We start from the raw sequence: 18,622 nt of genomic DNA, 5'->3' as shown, positions 1-18,622 counted from the left end.
GGCCATCCTCCATGCTCGACATCCCAGCGCTCCTCGCCAACAAGTCCGAAGCTCAGCTCAAAGCTGCGCTCGAACACCTCCTGGCCGCCCACACCCTGCCCGTCTTCGGCGCGGCCAAGCAGGTCGAGCACGAGGTCGCGGCGCTGCGCGCCCTGAAGATGCTCGGCGCGCTCCCAGACAATGCCGACGAATACACCCTCGTCACCACCTTGCGCATCACCAAGGCCAAAGCCCGTAACCTGCTCTACCAGGACGCGCTGCGCACCCTTACGTCACCGCAACAGATCGACGACGCGCTTCGCACACTCGCCGCGCTCATCCAGGACCTCGTCCCACCCGCCGACCGCAAATCCGTGGCCGACCGACTGCAACGCCAAGGCATTGAAGGCGACGATCTTCGGAGCCTTATTCCTTATTTTTGGGCTAATCAAGGCTGCGGGCCTTACTACGACTGGAAGCGCGCGCGAGCACCTGCGTGCAGCCCTTGCAGAAGGCGCCGGGACCGCGCTCGCGCACGGCACTCGGTTCGCAGCCAAACTGAAATCGTCGTAACCGTATGAACGATGCAAGCACACAAGCACAGGCAATAACATGAAGAAAACGCAAAACCAACCAACCATATTGATGATCGATGCTTTTAGCACACTCCACGTTGGGAACGGCGCGCTCATCGACAATACCTACAAGCTCTGTAAGCAATATCTGGGCGAAGATGTCGAGATACTTTCCATTGACGCCCCTACAAACGAAGGTCGATTTCCCGTAGTACGCGCTGATATCTTCACCGACTACGGCGGCACTTTTATCCAAAAGCTTAAAAAAGCTTTGTCGATTATATCTTTCTTCATTATTGAATACCTCAACACAATCCTATTCCGAAGCAAACTCCGTCCCCCTTGGCCGAAGCGTTTCGCGGACTTCCTTTCTGCAGTAGACCGGGCCGATATCTGCGTGTCACTTTCAGGAGAGACGATTAATGATCACTACCGTCCGCACATGTATCTTCGTCTGCTGACATACTACTTAACTATCGTTAAAGGCAAGAAATTCATTGTCTTTCCTCAGAGTATCGGACCAGTTTTCCGCCCAACATCAAAGTGGCTGCTGCGCAAGACTCTTGGCGACGCGCATACAATCTTTGCGAGAGACATCCCATCTTTTGAGCTCGCCCGCGCTCTTTGGTCCGACAAAACGGTGAGCATCGTTTTCTGCCCCGACGTTGCCACAACGCAAGAATCGACGCCGCAACCCCTACCTACCTCAACCCGAGAGAAGACGATTGGGCTAACTGTCTCTGATATCCCAAAGGCAGAAATGGGTGTCAAAAATGACTACCTTCCTGCACTTCTCGGCGGCATTGCGAACGCTCTCGACAAGGAAAGGTTCAACATATTACTGATGCCATCCAATTACAGGCACGGTTCACGAAGCGCTGATTACGCTACATGCCTGGAAGCGAAGAAGTTCCTTGAAGAAAGGGGCTTCTCCGCATCAATCCTCCCTGACCAGATCGTCCACCCCGACGCTTACCAAGGACTACAGAAAAACCTCTATGCATTCCTAAGCACCCGAATGCACGTTGGAATACTGGCAACCAGCGCCGGGATCCCCACCCTAATGATCAACACGCAGCACAAAATTCGTTCGTACATGTCACTGATAGGAATGGACGACTTTACGGTTGAACTCGACCAACTGCACACCGTACCCGAAAAATTGAACCGCCTTATCAACGAGAACGAAGAGCTTCGCTTCCAGTTGAAAAACGGCAACGATCATCTTCGTCAACAAGTAACAGACGCTATGATTACGTTGAGCGAATCCTTACTTGAACAGCAGCGCTGATTAATTCGCCGTGCTGAAGACTGGATTGATCCTCGCTTTTGCATCGTTGTGCGGCTTTCTAGCGAACTTCGCTTTCTCTGCCGTTCTCGACAAGCTCGCATATGGCGAGCTTGTCGCCGTATTTGCAATCGTCAGCATTTTGGCCCTGGTCGCTCCCTTAGGCACTAACGCCTATTCATTAACAAACCCGACTCATTACGAGAGGCATGCCAATGCCGCAGTTGTCGTCCCATCTCTAATTGCGAGCACGATCGGATTAGCATTATTTCTGCAAAATATGTCTCTTCCGTACTTCGCCCTCGTCACGATGCTCGTGGCCAGCACTCTTTCGGTGCAGGGGGTTATGGCTTGCCAGATAAAGAAAAATGGACCCGGCGCAGCCATCTTTCAGTCCATTCAATCTTTCATCAAAATCTGTGCGGCGGTCATTGCAGTTGTTTTGTTCTTTACAGACCTAAGTCCAAACAACCGCAACTACGCACTTTTTTTTACGCTCGCAGCACTCAGCGCCCTATCTATACCGCTAATCTTGAAACACCTTATAGACTCAAAGCGAGGCGGACCTGTAATTAGCCTAAACTTCTATAAAGAACTAGAAAAGAAAGAAAGAAAACGCCTTTTTTCATTCTGGCTATCATCAAACCTTGGCACCGCCTATAGCCTCGGAATAATTCCGCTCGTTGCTTACTTCCACGGCAAGGAGTACGCCGCCTATTTAGGCATTTATTTTATCTACTGGTCCGGCGCAAACATTCTCATCAACATAGTCATCAACCACCACTACTGGCCAAGATACTGCTCAGCCCAGTCCCAACAGCTTAACGCCCGGCCACTTCTTGTACGGTCATTAGCTGCTACCGTCACTGCAAGCATCCTAGTTTATTGTGGGCTAACCCTTACAACCCTTTACTTCAGCGAACGTCTTTGGCCCGAGTACGCGGACCTTCAAAACTTCTTGCTTATAACCACATGCGCAGTTTCCATTCGAATATTGAGCGCATGGCTAAGCATGATGATCCTGAGCTTCGGTGACCTCATAATCCGTAAAACCAAGGTCCAATTCCTCATACTACTGACTATGCTTGTAGCCGTTCCGGCTCTCAACGAACCATCTTACGTAACAATTGGCTGGCTTGTTTTCTCCCTGGAGACCACATATTTTCTCGCTTATGTTCTCTCCTCAGCCAAACCCCTCCACGAAAAGCTCATAAAACAAAAGTGAAATACACCTTATGAACAGCACGCCAAAACTGGGGATTACCGAGTTAATCAGTGAAGGGCTGTGCATCGGCTGCGGCAATTGTGCCGCATACGAACCGAAGCGGTTTTCAATCGTCGAGACCGCACAAGGCCTCTTGCAGGCCGAAGAGCATCAACAGCCACCCTACGACGATAGCGCCGATGTCTGCCCTTTTCTTAACGACACCCATAACGAAGACTACTTCAACAACCACTACGAAGCCGACTCGAATCATTTCGACCCAGAGATTGGCTTCTTCAGAAATGTTTTTGCGGGCTATGTAACTAGCGAAAAATCGAGACTTGAAAGTAGCTCCGGCGGCTTAGCCACCTATTTATTAGAGCAACTTTTTAAGCGAAAGTTAATTACTGGTGCAATTGTTGTTCATCCTGCTCCAGGCAAGAATGGACGCCTTGAATACAGAATCGCCCGAAACCCGCTTGACCTTGAGGGCAGCAGGAAGTCTAAGTACCACATGGTCTCGCACGACTCAGTGATATCCGAGATCCTCGCATCTCACGAGGACGAACGCCTTATTTATGTCGGCATTCCGTGCGGCGTCAAGGCCATAAAGCTGCTTTGCAAGAGAATTCCGCACTTAAACGATCGCATTATTTACACAGCTGCAATTTTTTGCGGACATCAGAAATCTCACGCATTCACCGAATTTGTTGGCTGGCAAATGGGCGTGCATCCAACAAAGCTTGACTCTCTCGACTATAGAGTCAAAAGGCCTACCAGCGATGCCTCGCGTTATTTCTACAGAGCAATCAGCGCGGACGGCGCGCATGAGCAGCGCGTAGACAGGTTGAAGTGGATGGATTGGGGACTTGGTCTCTTCAAGCCAAAGGCATGTGATTTCTGTGATGACGTGACTGGCGAAGCTGCAGACATTATTTTCGGAGATGCGTGGCATCGGAAGTACGCCAGGGACTATCGCGGAACAAATCTCGTTATTACTCGAAGCGCTGAGCTTGAGAGGATATTAATTGACGGCAGTGACTCTGGAGAGATAACACTATCCAGCGAGGAAAAAAGCCTCATCTACGCAACCCAAGGTGGAAATTTTAGACATAGGCACGAAGGCCTTCTCAGTCGGATTAGACTGTACGAGAGCAAGAACTTAGTGACTCCGCCTAAAAGCACTGCGAGACTTTCCAGATACACAAGCAAAACGAATAGAGATAATACCTATACAAATAGGCACTATATTTCACAGAAAAGCCATGCTGCATTTTTACTCGCAAAAAAAAGCGGCAACCTTGATGTTTTCTATAATGAAATGCAAGGCAGCATTTCCGAGTACTATCGCGAAACACGAACTGTAATAAGCGCAATAAAAGCTACGATTCGCAAATTACTCAGAATATTCTAAAATATATTTGAATGGCATGATATGAAGGACTACCTGAGGCTCCGCCCTGATCTTGTTTTGGTGGGCATGGCTTGCCTCCTGTTTGCTGTTGAACCCGTCCAGGGCTATCTATTTGGTGGCGATCTATCGAAAGCCGGGACGAATCTCATTGCTATTGCGTTCATTTTCGCGATGACGGCCATCTCATTCGTGGCACCCAACTATCGGCGAAATTTACTCAACACGAGCAACATTTTCATCGTAGTCGTTTCGCTACATACTTTGACATATATCGTTATTTCCGGCTCGCTGAACGATGCCGTTCGATACGATATCTTCGCACTCCTCCGATCCATAGTATTAGGTTACCTGCTCTACAACTTTTGCAGAGCGATCCCATACGAGAACCGTGAGCCGACACTCAAGAGGATAGCCTTAATAGTTTGGTGGACTGTATGCATTACAATTCTAGCTGGCAATCTTTCAGGCAGGGGCCTTTATACATATGCAGACCACTCGTCTGGATATAAATTCTTTTACCCATCTCTCAATGAATTGAGCTTTGTTTTCTTCTCCAGCTTTTTAATTCTGCTGGCGACCAACCAGAATAACACTCGCAAAGCAATCTACACCCTCTTAACTTTACTAACATTTCTTGTGATCGGAAACAAGTCGTTTATTGCTCTATTTTCGATCAGCCTTACCGCGTATTTCTTCCTAAGTCGTGGAGCTATTGCGCGCACTACAATTCTGCTCATTCTCTGCGCCATATTGATTGCCCTTGCCAGCACGAATATAGCTGAGACTTTGATCGATAAATTTTTTGCCTTAGTGATTTACATCCTTACTGAATACAGCTCTGGATCATCTAAATTGCTCCTAAAACTTTCCTATCTTGATCCGTTCTCCGCTTTAGTTAGTGAGCGCGACAAACTTCTTTCGATCGCAGCTGATATCTACCGCACAAACTACGGTTTACTTGAGACACTTTTCGGACTCGGGTACTCAAACTACGGATCAATCTACGGCATAGCGCGGGGCAGCGGTACGTTTTCTTATTCCGAGATGGATCCAGTCGACATTTTCATGTCTTATGGAATCCTTGGCCTGTTCATTACATTTTATATCGCGTTGTCAATTTATTCTGAGCGCAACGAGATATCTAATCGTCTTTACATGCTGCGCAGAATTTTAGTCATATTGTTCTTTTCAACCGGAGCTCTGACAGGACACTTATATCTCATGGGCTTCCCAGTATTCTTCTTTGCATGCTATGCGGGCCTTTGCGCCTCACCGTACAGAAGATTGGGTCTGGCATGAAGGTTCTCGTTATCTCCAATATGTACCCGACGCATGAAAACCCTGGCTTCGGCGTTTTCGTCAAGAACTTTGTTGACGCACTCGGCGTTCAGGGTGCGCAGATTGATCTGGCGGTCATTCGAGGGAGAGGAAAGGGCAAGCTCAACAAGTTACTAAAGTACTTGACTTTTGGCGCGGCGGTTTTGGTGAAAGGATTCACAAGGCGTTATGACTGCATTTACGTGCACTACGTAGCGCACTCCATGCTACCGGTGGGGGCATTAATGGGATTAAAGCGTACAGTCCTGGTCTGTAATGCTCACGGCGAAGATCTTCTCCCCGCAAGGAAGAGCGAGAAGCTTATTTTCAGACTGGTCAGACCTACCATCGAGAAGGCGAGACTTATCGTTGTGCCTTCTAGCTATTTCCAGTCCATTGCTAAGGACCTTTTCCCGAAAAACGAGATTTTCGTTTCACCGTCGGCTGGAGTGGATCTCGAGGTTTTTAAGCCCAATGAGCCAATACGGGAACGTTTTCATAGCAGCCCTCTAAGAGTCGGCTTCGTCTCGCGAATCGATTCAGGGAAGGGTTGGGATGTGCTGTTGGATGCTGTTGCGATTTTGCGTAAGCAGAGTCCTTCGTTGGAGCTAGAGGTTGCCCTCGTAGGCGAAGGCTCCGAGATCGCGACTTTGACAAAGCGAATTAGGGATTTGGGTCTTGAAGGTGTGGCGGCTCACGTTGGAGCAATGCCTCAACGGCGTCTGCCTGATTTTTATTCATCGCTCGACGTATTCGTATTTCCAACCCTGCTCCCTGAATCTCTCGGACTTGTAGGCATTGAAGCGCTTGCCAGCGGCACCCCAGCGATTTGCTCGGACATAGGGGGCATCCAAAGCTACATGCGGGACGGCATAAACGGCTATCTTTTTCCCCCCGGAGACTCTAGTGCGCTCGCCCAAAGAATCATGGCTTTCTCACAGTTGAGCATTGAGGAAATGTGCGCAATGCGCTCAGCTGCACTGGCGACGGCACAGCAATATGAACGAAAGAAAGTGGGCGCGGAGCTACATGCGAAGTTGGTTGAGGTTATAGGCCATTGACGACATACACACTAAATATCCTTGGTATTCGCGGCGTACCTGCGCAACATGGCGGATTCGAAACTTTTGCCGAGAAGCTTTCTCTTTACCTGTCGAAGCGCGGCTGGTCTATCACGGTTTACTGCCAGGAGGATGGTCCCGGCGTGCCCTGGGAGAGTGACTGGCAGGGGGTGCGACGGATTCACATCCCGGTTAAACGTCGGGGCGCTGCGGGTACGGTGATTTTCGATTGGGCCGCAACACGGCATGCAATGACGCAGGAAGGGCTGTTCCTTACGCTGGGCTACAACACGGCGGTCTTCAATTTGCTTCAACGCGCAAAGGGGCAAGTCAACGTCATCAACATGGACGGCATCGAATGGCGCCGCGACAAGTGGGGCCTGATTGCCAAGACATGGTTCTGGCTCAACGAACGCGCTGGCTGTTGGATCGGCAACCATCTCGTCGCCGATCACCCGCGCATCAAGGACCACCTTGCCACGCGGGTCCGTGCAGACAAGATCACGATGATTCCTTATGGGGGCGACGAGGTTCTCTCCGCTGACGCTGGGCTGCTTACTGCGTACGGCATCGAACCAGGCGAGTTCTCGGTAATCATCGCCCGCCCCGAGCCCGAAAACTCCTTCCTCGAGATGGTTCGCGCGTTCAGTTCAAAGCAGCGCGCCCACAAGTTGGTGGTGCTGGGTAACTTCACTCCCGAGCGCAATGCATTCCACAAACAGGTGATGGACGCCGCGAGCGACGAAGTGATCTTCCCCGGCGCAATCTATGAGGCTCCCGTGGTGCAGGCCTTGCGCTTCTACAGCCGGTTCTACCTGCACGGCCACCGGGTCGGTGGCACGAACCCCTCCCTCGTTGAGGCCTTGGGTGCCGGCTGTGCGGTGATCGCGCACGACAACCACTTCAACCGCTGGGTGGCGGGGCCGGAAGCAGCCTATTTCAAGGACGAAGCAGAGTGCGCTGCTCTCTTCGATCGCCTGCTAGCAGACGATGCAGCCCTGCAGCGTATGAAGGCTGCCAGCCGCGCACGCTTCTACGAGCGCTTTACCTGGGAGCAGGTGTTGAGTGAGTACGAGGAATTGCTCACCCGCTGGTATCCAAAGAACTGAACGACCTATCCCATGACTCATCGCATCCTCGTTACCGGCGGGGCCGGCTTCATCGGCTCGGCCGTGGTTCGGCACTTGATAGAGAGCACGACGCACCACGTCGCGAACCTCGACAAGCTCACCTATGCCGGCAATCTCGAATCGCTTACCTCGATCGCCAACTCGTCGCGCTACCGCTTTTACGAGGTCGATATCTGCAACGCTGCGGCCTTGGACGAGGTCTTCGCCGCATTCCGCCCTACTGCGGTGATGCACCTCGCCGCCGAGTCCCACGTCGATCGCTCGATCGACGGACCGGCCGAGTTCATCCAGACCAACATGGTCGGCACCTACACCTTGCTCGAGGCCGCGCGGCGGTACTGGAATGGCCTCGCTGATGACGCGAAAGCCGCGTTTCGCTTCCACCACATCTCCACCGATGAGGTGTATGGCGACCTGGAAGGCACGGGCGACCTGTTCACCGAAACCACGCCCTACGCGCCCAGCTCGCCGTACTCCACATCCAAGGCCAGCTCCGATCATCTGGTGCGGGCGTGGCAGCGGACCTACGGGCTGCCGACGCTGGTGACCAACTGTTCGAACAACTACGGGCCCTTCCATTTCCCCGAGAAGCTCATCCCGCACATGATCCTCAACGCGCTGGCGGGCAAGCCGCTGCCGGTGTATGGCGATGGATCGCAGATTCGGGATTGGCTCTATGTGGAGGACCACGCGCGGGCGCTGGTCGAGGTGGTGACGCGGGGGAAGGTTGGGGAGACCTACAACATCGGGGGGCACAACGAGAAGCGGAATCTCGAGGTGGTGGAGACGATTTGTGAATTGCTGGATGAGATGGCGCCCCTTGCTGGCGTTGATCGCGGCTTGCGCCGCTCTTACAGGGAGTTGATCACGTTTGTGAAGGATCGGCCGGGGCATGATCGGCGGTATGCGATCGATGCGTCGAAGATCGAGCGCGAGCTGGGGTGGAAGCCGCAGGAGACCTTCGAGAGCGGCATTTGCAAGACGGTGCGGTGGTATCTGGACAATCGTCAGTGGTGGGAGCGCGTCCTCGACGGCAGCTACCAGTTGGCCCGTTTGGGAGAGAAGGCATGAAAGGCATCATCCTCGCCGGGGGTTCCGGCACCCGGCTGCATCCGATTACGCGCGGCGTTTCCAAACAACTGCTGCCGATCTACGACAAGCCGATGATCTACTACCCGCTGTCGGTGCTGATGCTGGCGGGCATACGCGAGATCCTGGTGATTTCGACGCCCGACGACCTGCCCAATTTCCGCAAGCTGCTGGGTGATGGGTCGGATTTCGGCATCGCGCTGAGCTACGCCGAGCAGCCCTCGCCGGATGGCCTGGCGCAGGCCTTCCTGATCGGCGAGGACTTCATCGGCGACAGCAGCGTTTGCCTGATCCTCGGCGACAACATCTTCTATGGCTACGGCTTCAGCGCCATGCTGCGCGAAGCCGCTTCGCGCGAGCGCGGAGCAACGGTGTTCGGCTATCACGTCTCCGACCCCGAGCGTTTCGGCGTGGTGGAGTTCGATGCGGCCGGCAAAGCGGTCTCGATCGAGGAGAAGCCGAAGGCGCCGAAGTCGAGCTATGCGGTGACCGGGCTGTACTTCTACGACAACTCGGTGGTGGAGATCGCCAAGCAGGTGAAGCCCTCGCCGCGCGGCGAACTGGAGATTACCGACGTCAATAACGCCTACCTGCAGCGCGGCGACCTGCACGTGAGCCTGCTCGGGCGCGGCTTCGCCTGGCTGGACACCGGCACGCACGACTCGCTGATGGAGGCGAGCCACTTCGTGCAGACCATCGAGGCGCGCCAGGGGCTTAAGGTGGCCTGCCTGGAAGAGATCGCCTACCACCAGGGCTGGCTGACGGCCAAGCAGCTCGCGGCGCACGCCCAGGCCCTGAGCAAGACCGGCTATGGACAATATCTGCAGCGGGTGCTGACCCAGGTGGAGGTGATCAAGTGAAGGTCATCGAAACCGCCCTGCCGGGCGTGCTGATCATCGAGCCGAAAGTATTCGGCGACCATCGCGGCTTCTTCCTGGAAACTTTCCAGGTCGATCGCTACCGTGAGGCCGGCATTACCCTGCCTTTCGTGCAGGACAACCACTCGCGCTCGCAGCGCGGCGTGCTGCGCGGGCTGCATTTCCAGAAGACCCGCCCGCAGGGCAAGCTGGTGAGCGTGAGCCGGGGAGCGGTGTATGACGTGGCGGTGGACATCGACCCGGCTTCGGCCACCTACGGCCAGTTCGTCGGCGTGGAACTGAGCGACGACAACCACCGCCAGTTGTGGATTCCGCCAGGCTACGCGCATGGGTTCTGTGTGGTGAGCGATGTGGCGGATTTTCAGTACAAGTGCACGGATTTGTATTTCCCGGAGGATGAGGGCGGGTTGATCTGGAACGACCCGGATGTGGGGATTCCGTGGCCGATCGATGCGCCGCAGTTGTCGGGGAAGGATTTGAAGAATCCGCGGTTGCGGGAGTTGTAAGCAGAAAGCCAAAGGCTGGATAACATATCCTGGACGATATATAGTGACAGTCCTGAGAACCATCGAAGAGCTTGAAAGCGAGCTTGACGAGTTAGCAGAACGCTACCCTGATGTGGTGGGCGTGATCGATGCGCTGCTTGATGAGCTGGCCGCGGACGATGACTTGTTGGATGTTCTGTTCTCCGAGGTGCCAAAGTGGCATTACCTGTTTAAGCCGCCCTTCGAAATCAAGCGCTTCGAGGCTTGCTGGCAATCCGGACGAAGCGTCTACATCCTCAAGCCTTACGACGAAGACGGGCACCTGATCGACTTCCGCCTCTTTCTGGGGCACGACATCCGGACCGATGAGTGCTTTGTGCTGACAGTTCAACATCGGAGCACGTGCTATGACACGACCACCCCAGCCTACCGAAACCTCTGTGTTCGTTATGACCAGCTCGACATTCCTGCCGTTAGGCGGAACAGCTAATGCAGTGGTCGGGCTTCATGTAACACCAGTCCTCGTTCAGTTGAACCAACAGATCAGGCCGGCGGCAATGCCGCGGGGCCTGTCGACTGCAGAGCGCGCCGCGCGCATCGCTCGAAATCCGGCCCGGTCGAAAGCGCTTGTGCAGGGGCGCCAGCGCCTGGCGAGAGTCATCGAACGGATGAATGAAGGCGTGCGACCACTTGCCGCCTTGCGGCTCGCTGCGGGCCTGTCTCAAAGTGAGCTGGCGGCGCGAATGGACATGCAGCAGCCCAACATCGCACGACTCGAGAAACGGCCGGGTGACCCAAGCTTGTCGACCCTCCGGAAGCTGGCAAGCGCGCTCGACGCCCCGCTGGAGGAAGTCATCGCCGCAGTGGATGCTGCCAACATGGCGGAGGGTAAACATGGCTAATACAACCTACCTGCACTGCATCTATGCCGAGGATGTCAGGCCTGAAACCTCGGGACAGGTGTCGGTCATCGGTGTGTTCCAGGGTGGTCTCAGAGTACTGTCCGCACCAACTCAGCTTGCAAAGCTAACGGTCATCGCCGACCTTTTTGTTCCACTATCACGCCAATCTCCTCAGCGAATCAAGCTTGAAGTGCTGCGTGACGGCGAAGTGCTCCAGTCGATCGAGGCGCCGACCGAGTTCGTGCGCTCAGCGTTCGAGAAGGCGGTAGAGGAGGCGGATGCCGAAGGCGTCAGCATGCAGTTCGTGCTCGGTTTTGCGGGATTCCCGGTCCCTGGCGCATGCAAAGTGAGGGCACACGCCTATGTCGACGGTGAGCTGGTGACGGGGAATGCGTTGAAGGTGACTGTGGAACCCACCGGGCTACGCGCAGCGGATTCTGCGTAGTGGGCGAGGACGATTCAGCCACGACGGAGAAGCGTAATGACCTTGCCGATACGCATTCCTATACTGGCAGCTCGACTAGAAAGGAGCGACGATCATGTCTGCGGTCGATCCAGGTCGAGCGGATTGGCAACGATCTGTGGCTGCATCCCGAAACGACGCCCGAGCAGGACATGGGCCTTTGGCTGCAGCAGTCCTACTCAAACAACGAGGCCTGGCCCGCAGATTTTCTGGCAGAGCGGAGGGGTCCGCCACCCCAGGAACGTGACTGGGCCTGACCAAGGCGAACGCCACGCATGTTGCGTACCCTGGACACAAACATCTGCAGCTACATCCTGCGTCGCCACCACCAACAACGCAAGTGAGTTTCTGCGGGTACCTGGGCTTGCAGTGGAAGAATGGGCGATTGAATCTCCGTAATAATCTGGTCAATTTTTAAAGGGAATCACATGCCGACTTATGCCGAACTGATGTCGCAGATCGAAGCGCTGCAGAAACAGGCCGAGGAGGTTCGCCGTTCGGAGATCGCGGGCGTGATCGCCGAGATCAGGCAGAAGATCCAGGACTACGACCTGACAGCGGCCGATCTGGGATTCGTGGCCGTCGTGCCGACAAAAGCCGAGACCGCCAGCCGCAGTGACAAGCGCACCGCCGTCAAGCCCAAGTATCGCGACCCGGCATCGGGCAAGACTTGGACCGGCCGCGGCGTGATGCCAAAGTGGATGAAGGACGCGGTCGAATCAGGGCGTCGCCGTGAAGAGTTTCTGATCCCCGACAACTGACTTTCTTTGCCTGCCGCGCTGACGACACGGCAGGCCGGGTAACCATGCCTTACTCCATAAACTACTCTCCAACCTTTGCCGAGCGCTACCCCGTTGCGCTGGCCGCTGCGCTGGTCGACGCAGGTGCGGCTGTGCTGGCGGCGTATCTAGCCTTCTACCTGCGGTTCAACAATACAGAACTCAGCCCGCTCTACGTGGCTGGCGCGATCCTGTGGGCCAGCTTGGCGGTACTTATGCTGTTCCTGGTAGGCGCCTACAGCTCGTGGCGCGGCCAGTCGTTCGCACGACGGGCCGCGCGCTCCGTCAGTGGCTGGCTCCTCGCTGCCACCGCACTGACAATGCTCGGCTTCTTGTTGAAGGTATCAGAGGACTATTCACGGCTCTGGTTCGCTTACACGGTCACGTTAAGCGTGGGGCTCGGCATTGGCCTGCGTATCTGCGCGTTCGTGGCCTTGCGCCGAGCCCGTCGCTCGGGACGAAACCTGAAACAGCTGGTCGTTGTAACACCCGCCGGCGTTCGCAGTTCGAAGTTGCCGCCTGAGCCAGCACTTCGCGAGCAGGGCTATACCGTTTCGCGAGCCGTCTCTTGCAGCTCATCGCCCGAATGGCTGGAGGAGTTGGCTGCGGCAGTGGAAGGCACTCGAGCGCATGAAGTCTGGCTGATGCTGCCCCTGAATGAAGGCGCGCAGATCCAGGCCGCCGTATATGCGCTGCGGCACCACGTGGTTTCGGTGCGCTTCATGCCCCAGCTGAACGACCTTCCTCTTCTCAACCACCAAGTGAGCCGTGTCGCGGGTTTCTACTCGATCGATCTCAGTGTCACGCCGATGGATGGCCCCGCTCGCATCGTCAAACGCGCGGAGGACCTCATCATAGGTGGTCTGATCTTCCTGATGATCCTGCCGCTATGCGCCGTAATCGCAACGGCCATCAAGCTCACATCACCAGGACCTGTGCTGTTCAAGCAATACCGCACGGGAATCAACGGCAGGAACTTCAAGGTTTATAAGTTTCGCTCAATGGTCGTTCACCGGGAGAGCGGGGGACAGGTCACCCAGGCCACTAAGGACGATGTCCGTATCACGCCCATCGGGGCCTTTCTGCGGCGCACAAGCCTCGACGAGCTACCGCAGTTTTTCAATGTGCTGCAAGGCCGCATGTCCATCGTCGGGCCACGCCCGCACGCGCTTGCCCACAACGAGTACTACAAGGACCTCGTCGAGTCCTACATGCAGCGTCACCAAGTCAAGCCAGGCATCACCGGCTGGGCACAGGTCAATGGATTGCGCGGTGAGACGGACACGCTCGAAAAGATGCAGGCACGCGTAGAGCACGACCTTTGGTACATCGACAACTGGTCGCTGTGGCTTGACCTGAAGATCATCCTACTGACGATCTTGAAGGGCTTCGTGAATCCGAACGCGTACTGAGAAAGGTGCTCGACCCAGAACAGCAACCTCGGGCCCAGCACTCGAGCGCATCACAATCTCGATGACAGCCTCAGCGCACAGTATCCGGTTCCTCCCCGATCGCCTGCAGCCGAGCATACACCCCACCCCGCGCCACCAGCTCCGCGTGCGTCCCCCGTTCCACGATGCGCCCGGCTTCCATCACCAGGATCTGGTCCGCCTTCTCGATCGTCGATAGGCGGTGGGCGATGACGATGGTCGTGCGGCCTTCCATCAGGCGCTCGATCGCTGCCTGGATCAGGCGCTCGGACTCGGTGTCGAGTGCGGAGGTTGCCTCGTCGAGGATCAGGATCGGCGCGTTCTTCAACAAGGCGCGCGCAATCGCCAGGCGCTGGCGCTGGCCGCCCGAGAGCAGCACGCCGTTCTCGCCGATCTCGGTGTCGAAGCCCTGGGGCAAGCGGTCGATGAACTCGCGCGCGTTGGCGGCCTCGGCGGCGGCGACGATCTCTTCGCGGCTGGCAGCGGCAAGCTCGCCGTAGGCGATGTTCTCGGCCACCGTACCGTTGAACAGCGTGACCTGCTGGGTGACGAGCGCGATGTGACGGCGCAGGTTGGCGAGCGTGTAGTCCTCCACTGCCACGCCGTCGACCAGCAGCCGGCCTTCGTCGTGCTGGTAGAAGCGCGGGATGAGGTTGGCGAGGGTGGACTTGCCACTGCCCGACTTGCCCACCAGGGCGATCATCTGCCCCGGCTCGGCCTTGAAGTCGATGCCTTGCAATGCATGCCCTTCCGCACCGGGATAGGTGAAGCCCAGGCCCTGGGCCTCGACGCGACCGCTGATGTGTTCGCGCTCGACGCTGCCGCCATCGGGCTCCGGCGCTTCGTCGAGTTGCTCGAAGATGCTGTCGGCTGCGGCCACGCCGCGCTGGATCTTGGAGCTGACCTCGCCCAGTTGGCGGATGGCGCGCGGCAACAGGCCGGCGGCAGTCATGAAGGCGACGACGTCGCCCGCGGTGGCGTCGCCCCGCACCTTCAGCACCATGAACAGCAGAACGCCCATGGCGGTATAGATGATGAGGTTCATCAGCGCCGAGAAAACCTCCTCGGTGCGCACCATCTTGAGCTGGCGCTTGGTGTTGTCCAGGCTGGCATGCACGAAGCGACCGCGCTCGTAGTCCGCGCCGCCGAAGCTACGTACCACGCGGTAGCCCTGGATGGTTTCGGAGGCCACATGGGTGACCTCGCCCATGGCGGTCTGGATGTTCTTGGACAGGCGGCGGAACTTGCGGCTGGCGTTCGACACCAGCCAGCCGATGATGGGCAGCACCACGAGCAGGGTCAGGGTGAGCTGCCAGTTCATCCACAGCAGGTAGCCCAGCAGCGCGATGACGGTGAGGCCCTCGCGGAACAGCGTCTTCACCGCGTCGGTCGCGGCACCGGTGACCATCGTGACGTTGTAGGTGAGCTTGGAGACCAGGTGGCCGGAGTTCTGCGCGTCGTAGAAGCGGTTGGGCAGCACCAGGAAGCTCTCGAAGAGCTGGGTGCGCAGGTCGTGCACCAGCCCGAGCGACACCTTGGAGATGGCGTAGTTGCCCAGGAAGGTACCCACCCCTTGCCAGAGCGCGATCAGCATCACCATGACCGGGATCGCGTACACGATGTCGAGCGCATCGAGCCAGCCGATGCCGGTGGTGGCCGGGGCATCGGGCGTGGCCAGCCCATCGACGAAGAACTTGAACACCGCTGCCAGGCCCGCCTTGCCGCCGCCGGCGATGGCGAAGCCAAGGATGCTGAGCAGGAAGTAGCCGAGGTAGGGCTTGGTATAGCCAAGCAGGCGGGTGTAGATCGTGAGGCTGCTCGCAGGCGCGGATGCTGGCACCGCCTCGGGCGCGGGCGTGGGCTCGGTACTGGAAGGGGCTGGGCTCATGGCGGCCAATGATATGCCAAGCCGACGCGGTGCTCGTGGCGTCAGCGCGACAGGCCCTGCAACAGCCAGGCCACCGCACGCAGGCGCTGACCGTCGCGGCCGAAGCGGCGCCCACGCGGCAGATGGCGCAGCCAGGCCAGACGGCCCGCCGTGCGCAGTACCTGGGCGCGGATATCGGCATCTACCGCGGCGAGGGCAGCGCGCACCCTGGGGGCGGCGGCCTCAAGCAGTTCGCGCTGGTCGAGGATGAGCGCGGTCGAGTGCAGGTAGCACAGCCAGTCACGCGCCTGGCACTGGGCGAGCCCGAGCGCACGGCCGGGGTCGTCCTCGAAATCGATGAAGGCGATGCGGCCGTCTGCGGCGCGCACCATGTTGCGGGCAAAGCCCTGGCTCAGGTAGCCGCCGCGGCGATGGAGGTCGGCCAGCGCGGCGAGGCCCTCGTCGAACAGGGCGAGGCAGGCGGATACGTCCTTGGCGGTGGCCATTTCCTGTTGCAGGCTCAGACCCGGCTCGCCCGTGCTGCCCAGGTCCTTGAGCATCAGGCCGGTATCACTCCAGGCCAGCACCTCAGGCACGAACACGCCCTGCGCAGCCAGGGTCTGCAGGCGGCGCACCTCGGTATTGATGGCGTCGGCACCGCCAAAGTTGGGTACCGGGCTGAGCACCCCGAGACCGAGCGCGCGCGACAGGAAGCCCATCAGCATGTAGCGCCAGCGCGGGTTGCGAGGGCCCGCCTTTTTCACCCACACGCGCTCGCCGCCAAAGTCGTGGGCGCCAACGTTATGCACCTGGCGCGCCAGCGCCTCGGCCAGGAAACGCTCGGCAGCGGTGTCCGCCGCCATCAGTGCGCTTCGTCCCAGTTGTCGCCCGCCCCCACCTCGACCAGCAACGGCACCTTGAGCTCGGCGACACCGCCCATCAGCTTCGGCAGTTCGGTGCGAATCGTGTCGAGCTCGGATTTCGGCACTTCCAGCACCAGTTCGTCGTGCACCTGCAGCACCAGCCTGGACTTCAGCCCCGACGCGGCCAGCCAGGCGTCGGTGGCGATCATCGCCTTCTTGATCAGGTCGGCGGCCGTGCCCTGCATCGGCGCGTTGATCGCCGCACGCTCCGCGCCGGCGCGGCGGCCGGCCTGGCTGGCGCGGATGTCGGGCAGGTACAGCCGGCGGCCGAACACGGTCTCGACATAGCCTTGCTCGCGCGCCTCGGCGCGGGTGCGGTCCATGTAGGCCGCGACGCCGGGGTAGCGCGCGAAGTAGCGGTCGATCCAGCTCTGCGCAGCGGCGCGCTCGATGCCCAGGTTCTTGGCCAGGCCGTGCGCGCTCATGCCGTAGATGAGGCCGAAGTTGATCACCTTGGCGTAGCGGCGCTGCTCGCTGGTCACCTCGGCCGGTGCCACGCCGAAAACCTCGCCGGCGGTGGCGCGGTGCACGTCCTCGCCTTGGGCGAACGCTTCGAGCAAGCGGGCGTCGTCCGACAGGTGGGCCATGATGCGCAGTTCGATCTGCGAGTAGTCGGCCGACACGATGAGGTGCTCACGCGGCGCAATGAAGGCAGCGCGGATGCGGCGGCCCTCCGGCGTGCGGATCGGGATGTTCTGCAGGTTGGGCTCGGAGCTCGACAGCCGGCCGGTGACGGCGGTGGCCTGCGAGAAGCTGGTGTGCACGCGACCGGTCTTCGGATTGACCATGCGCGGCAGCTTGTCGGCGTAGGTGCTCTTGAGCTTGGCCAGGCTACGGTGCTCGAGCAGCAGCTTGGGCAGGGGGTAATCCTCGGCGAGCTTCTCGAGTACTTCCTCGTCGGTGGAGGGCTGGCCGGTGGCGGTCTTCTTGACCACCGGCAGGCCGAGCTTGCCGAACAGGATCTCGCCGAGCTGCTTCGGCGAGCCGAGGTTGAAGGGCTGGCCGGCGAGGTCGTGGGCTTCGCGCTCCAGATCGTGCAGGCGGCGGCCGAGTTCCTCGGAATGCTGGCTGAGCAGGAAGGGGTCGATCAGCACCCCGGTGCGCTCCATGCGCTGCAGCACGCCGAGCACCGGCATCTCGATGTCGCGGTAGAGGGCATCGAGCGCCGCCGTCCCTTGCAGCTGCGGGTGCAGGTGCAGGTGCAGGCGCAGGGTGACGTCGGCATCTTCGGCGGCGTATTCGGTGGCGCGGTCGATGGCGACCTCGTCGAAGCCGATCTGCTTGGCGCCCTTGCCGCAGACCTCGGTGTAGGGAATGGTGGCCAGGCCGAGGTGGCGCTTGGCGAGCGAATCCATGTCGTGCGGCTTGTCGCTCTCCAGCACGTAGGATTCGAGCAGGGTGTCGTGGGCGATGCCGCGCAGCGCGATGCCGTGGTTGGCGAGCACGTGGGCGTCGTACTTGAGGTTCTGGCCGAGCTTGGCGTGCTGGTCCGACTCCAGCCAGGGACGGAGCTTGTCCAGCACCTCGTTCAGGGGCAGCTGCGCCGGCGCATCGGATGCACGGTGCGCCAGCGGCAGGTAGGCCGCCTCGCCCGGCTCGACCGCGAAGGACATGCCGACCAACTGCGCCGCCATCGGGTCGAGGCTGGTGGTTTCGGTGTCGAATGCGGTGAGCGCGGCGGCGGAGATCTTCGCCAGCCAGGCATCGAAGCCCGGCCAGTCGAGGATGGTCACATAGCCGCTGCGGTGGGCGCCTGCAACGCCCCCCGTAGGAGCGGCGCCAGCCGCGAGCTTTTCCTCGCCCGGCCCATCGCCGAAAAGGCTCGCGGCTGGCGCCGC

18 protein-coding genes are annotated in these 18,622 nt (G+C 58.3%); 15 read left to right on the top strand and 3 right to left on the bottom strand.

What is annotated here, in order from left to right:
- Nucleotides 1–11 precede the first annotated feature (11 nt).
- The 15 genes from C662_RS14775 (at nt 12) to C662_RS14710 (ending at nt 13,976) form a co-directional block, all read left to right on the top strand.
- Nucleotides 12–560 carry a hypothetical protein gene (locus C662_RS14775; RefSeq protein WP_157354563.1) on the top strand — a complete coding sequence of 183 codons (549 nt, stop codon included), beginning with the start codon at nt 12–14 and terminating at the stop codon, nt 558–560.
- A gap of 31 nt (nt 561–591) precedes the next feature.
- Complete coding sequence (locus C662_RS14770; RefSeq protein ID WP_002930772.1) at nt 592–1,845, top strand: polysaccharide pyruvyl transferase family protein; 1,254 nt, start codon at nt 592–594, stop codon at nt 1,843–1,845.
- A 10-nt stretch (nt 1,846–1,855) separates the two neighbouring features.
- Nucleotides 1,856–3,067, top strand: a complete 1,212-nt coding sequence (locus tag C662_RS14765) for a hypothetical protein (protein WP_232433285.1) — start codon at nt 1,856–1,858, stop codon at nt 3,065–3,067.
- 10 nt (nt 3,068–3,077) lie between these two features.
- Entirely contained in the window at nt 3,078–4,460 is a 1,383-nt protein-coding gene (locus tag C662_RS20060; protein WP_002930767.1) for a Coenzyme F420 hydrogenase/dehydrogenase, beta subunit C-terminal domain, read from the top strand.
- 21 nt (nt 4,461–4,481) lie between these two features.
- The gene (locus C662_RS14760; RefSeq protein WP_002930765.1) at nt 4,482–5,759 is read left to right on the top strand and encodes a hypothetical protein; all 1,278 of its coding nucleotides are present in this window, start codon (nt 4,482–4,484) and stop codon (nt 5,757–5,759) included.
- The gene (locus C662_RS14755) at nt 5,756–6,838 is read left to right on the top strand and encodes a glycosyltransferase (RefSeq protein ID WP_002930764.1); all 1,083 of its coding nucleotides are present in this window, start codon (nt 5,756–5,758) and stop codon (nt 6,836–6,838) included. The genes C662_RS14760 and C662_RS14755 overlap by 4 nt, the downstream gene beginning before the upstream one ends.
- Nucleotides 6,835–7,947 carry a DUF1972 domain-containing protein gene (locus C662_RS14750; protein WP_037984767.1) on the top strand — a complete coding sequence of 371 codons (1,113 nt, stop codon included), beginning with the start codon at nt 6,835–6,837 and terminating at the stop codon, nt 7,945–7,947. Before C662_RS14755 ends, C662_RS14750 begins: the two co-directional genes overlap by 4 nt.
- Nucleotides 7,948–7,959: 12 nt before the next feature.
- Nucleotides 7,960–9,039 (top strand): dTDP-glucose 4,6-dehydratase, encoded by a 1,080-nt coding sequence (gene rfbB / locus C662_RS14745; protein ID WP_002930760.1) that lies wholly within the window; start codon nt 7,960–7,962, stop codon nt 9,037–9,039.
- Entirely contained in the window at nt 9,036–9,917 is an 882-nt protein-coding gene (rfbA, locus tag C662_RS14740) for a glucose-1-phosphate thymidylyltransferase RfbA (RefSeq protein WP_002930758.1), read from the top strand. The genes rfbB and rfbA overlap by 4 nt, the downstream gene beginning before the upstream one ends.
- Entirely contained in the window at nt 9,914–10,441 is a 528-nt protein-coding gene (gene rfbC / locus C662_RS14735) for a dTDP-4-dehydrorhamnose 3,5-epimerase (protein ID WP_002930755.1), read from the top strand. Before rfbA ends, rfbC begins: the two co-directional genes overlap by 4 nt.
- Before the next feature lie 43 nt (nt 10,442–10,484).
- Complete coding sequence (locus C662_RS20345; protein ID WP_002930753.1) at nt 10,485–10,910, top strand: hypothetical protein; 426 nt, start codon at nt 10,485–10,487, stop codon at nt 10,908–10,910.
- 40 nt (nt 10,911–10,950) lie between these two features.
- Nucleotides 10,951–11,322 carry a helix-turn-helix domain-containing protein gene (locus C662_RS14725; RefSeq protein ID WP_157354561.1) on the top strand — a complete coding sequence of 124 codons (372 nt, stop codon included), beginning with the start codon at nt 10,951–10,953 and terminating at the stop codon, nt 11,320–11,322.
- On the top strand, nt 11,315–11,767 hold the full coding sequence (locus C662_RS20340) for a hypothetical protein (RefSeq protein WP_002930743.1): 453 nt from the start codon (nt 11,315–11,317) through the stop codon (nt 11,765–11,767). Before C662_RS14725 ends, C662_RS20340 begins: the two co-directional genes overlap by 8 nt.
- A 467-nt stretch (nt 11,768–12,234) precedes the next feature.
- Nucleotides 12,235–12,546, top strand: coding sequence for an H-NS histone family protein (locus tag C662_RS14715; protein WP_443080867.1), 312 nt, complete (start codon nt 12,235–12,237; stop codon nt 12,544–12,546).
- Between the two features lie 44 nt (nt 12,547–12,590).
- The gene (locus tag C662_RS14710) at nt 12,591–13,976 is read left to right on the top strand and encodes an undecaprenyl-phosphate glucose phosphotransferase (protein WP_002930741.1); all 1,386 of its coding nucleotides are present in this window, start codon (nt 12,591–12,593) and stop codon (nt 13,974–13,976) included.
- 70 nt (nt 13,977–14,046) lie between these two features.
- Here C662_RS14710 and msbA read toward each other — a convergent pair whose 3' ends face one another.
- The 3 genes from msbA to polA form a co-directional block, all read right to left on the bottom strand.
- Nucleotides 14,047–15,882, bottom strand: coding sequence for a lipid A export permease/ATP-binding protein MsbA (gene msbA / locus C662_RS14705; protein ID WP_002930740.1), 1,836 nt, complete (start codon nt 15,880–15,882; stop codon nt 14,047–14,049).
- A 41-nt stretch (nt 15,883–15,923) separates the two neighbouring features.
- Entirely contained in the window at nt 15,924–16,724 is an 801-nt protein-coding gene (locus C662_RS14700) for a hypothetical protein (protein WP_002930739.1), read from the bottom strand.
- Nucleotides 16,724–18,622, bottom strand: a 1,899-nt coding sequence (gene polA, locus C662_RS14695) for a DNA polymerase I (protein WP_002930738.1), incomplete at its 5' end; no start/stop codon positions are given. The genes polA and C662_RS14700, both read right to left, overlap by 1 nt.

The organism is Thauera sp. 28 (assembly GCF_000310145.2).
GTDB classification, from domain to species: Bacteria; Pseudomonadota; Gammaproteobacteria; order Burkholderiales; family Rhodocyclaceae; genus Thauera; species Thauera mechernichensis.
This window is presented reverse-complemented; position numbering and strand designations above follow the sequence as displayed.

Excerpts from the sequence above, each read along its gene's own strand:
- C662_RS14775 (WP_157354563.1), top strand. The coding sequence starts at position 12 with ATGCTCGACATCCCAGCGCTCCTCGCCAACAAGTCCGAAGCTCAGCTC.
- C662_RS14770 (WP_002930772.1), top strand. The coding sequence starts at position 592 with ATGAAGAAAACGCAAAACCAACCAACCATATTGATGATCGATGCTTTT.
- C662_RS20060 (WP_002930767.1), top strand. The coding sequence starts at position 3,078 with ATGAACAGCACGCCAAAACTGGGGATTACCGAGTTAATCAGTGAAGGG.
- C662_RS14760 (WP_002930765.1), top strand. The coding sequence starts at position 4,482 with ATGAAGGACTACCTGAGGCTCCGCCCTGATCTTGTTTTGGTGGGCATG.
- C662_RS14755 (WP_002930764.1), top strand. The coding sequence starts at position 5,756 with ATGAAGGTTCTCGTTATCTCCAATATGTACCCGACGCATGAAAACCCT.
- rfbB (WP_002930760.1), top strand. The coding sequence starts at position 7,960 with ATGACTCATCGCATCCTCGTTACCGGCGGGGCCGGCTTCATCGGCTCG.
- rfbA (WP_002930758.1), top strand. The coding sequence starts at position 9,036 with ATGAAAGGCATCATCCTCGCCGGGGGTTCCGGCACCCGGCTGCATCCG.
- C662_RS20340 (WP_002930743.1), top strand. The coding sequence starts at position 11,315 with ATGGCTAATACAACCTACCTGCACTGCATCTATGCCGAGGATGTCAGG.
- C662_RS14715 (WP_443080867.1), top strand. The coding sequence starts at position 12,235 with ATGTCGCAGATCGAAGCGCTGCAGAAACAGGCCGAGGAGGTTCGCCGT.
- C662_RS14710 (WP_002930741.1), top strand. The coding sequence starts at position 12,591 with ATGCCTTACTCCATAAACTACTCTCCAACCTTTGCCGAGCGCTACCCC.
- msbA (WP_002930740.1), bottom strand. The coding sequence starts at position 15,882 with ATGAGCCCAGCCCCTTCCAGTACCGAGCCCACGCCCGCGCCCGAGGCG.
- C662_RS14700 (WP_002930739.1), bottom strand. The coding sequence starts at position 16,724 with ATGGCGGCGGACACCGCTGCCGAGCGTTTCCTGGCCGAGGCGCTGGCG.